The sequence below is a fragment of the Nonomuraea diastatica genome (assembly GCF_004349015.1).
Classification (GTDB): Bacteria; Actinomycetota; Actinomycetes; order Streptosporangiales; family Streptosporangiaceae; genus Nonomuraea; species Nonomuraea diastatica.
The window spans coordinates 1-995 of sequence record NZ_SMKP01000436.1 but is presented as its reverse complement, the minus strand read 5'-3'; the positions used below and the strand labels follow the sequence as shown (position 1 = coordinate 995).

Sequence of the window (995 nt, the reverse complement as noted above, 5' to 3'; positions counted from 1 at the left end):
CCGCGGGCGACCTTGACCCTCAGACCCGTCGCGCCCGCCGCGTGCAACGACACACCACTCCACGCGAACGGCAGATACGGCCGCCCCGACTCCGCCCGCGGCACCAGATCACCCAACGCCGCAACATGCAACGACGCATCCAGCAACGCCGGGTGCAACCCGAACAACCCAGCGTCCGCATGCGCCTGCTCGGGAAGGGCGATCTCGGCGAACACCGCGTCCCCGTGCTGCCAGGCAGCCACCAAACCCTGGAACAACGGCCCGTACGCCAGGCCCATCGCCGCCATGTCGTCATACACGTGCTCGACCTCAACCGGCCGCGCACCAACCGGCGGCCACTGCCCCACCACCGCGACCGGCTCCACGTCCTGATCAGCCAGCAACCCCTGCGCGTGCAGGGTCCACTCGCCCTCCGGAACCTCACGCGAGTGCAGACTCACCGGACGGCCACCGACCTCATCACACGGCCCGGCCACCAACTGGACATCCACCCCGGCCCCGGCCGACACCACCAACGGCGCCTGCATGGTCAACTCGACCAGCCGCGCACACCCCAGCTCCTGACCAGCACGCAACGCCAGCTCCACCAACGCCGCCCCCGGCACCACCACCCGGCCATCCACCTGGTGATCGGCCAGCCACGGCTGCCCGGTCAGCGACAACCGGCCCGAGAAGACCACCGACTCCCCACCGGCGACCTCGGTCACCGCACTCCACAACGGATGGTCGATGGCGCCCAGCCCGGCCGCACCCACATCCTGCGACTCCAGAGCCGCCGGCACCCAGAACCGCTCATGCTGGAAGGCATAGGTGGGCAAGTCCACGAACCGGCCCGAACCGAGGACTGCCTCCCAGTCCACGCCAATACCGTGAACATGCAGTCGGCCCAGCGCCTCGATCAGGGCGCGGACCTCGTCACGGTCCCTACGCACCGCCGGGACGAACACCGCGTCCTCGACGCTCTGCTGCGCCAGCCCGGTCAGCACCCCATCCGG

At 70.2% G+C, this 995-nt stretch carries 1 protein-coding gene; it reads right to left on the bottom strand.

All coding sequences use genetic code 11. From position 1 onward, the window contains the following. Positions 1 to 986, bottom strand: a 986-nt coding sequence (locus E1294_RS52055; protein WP_181958693.1) for a polyketide synthase dehydratase domain-containing protein, incomplete at its 3' end; no start/stop codon positions are given. Positions 987 to 995: the final 9 nt, after the last annotated feature.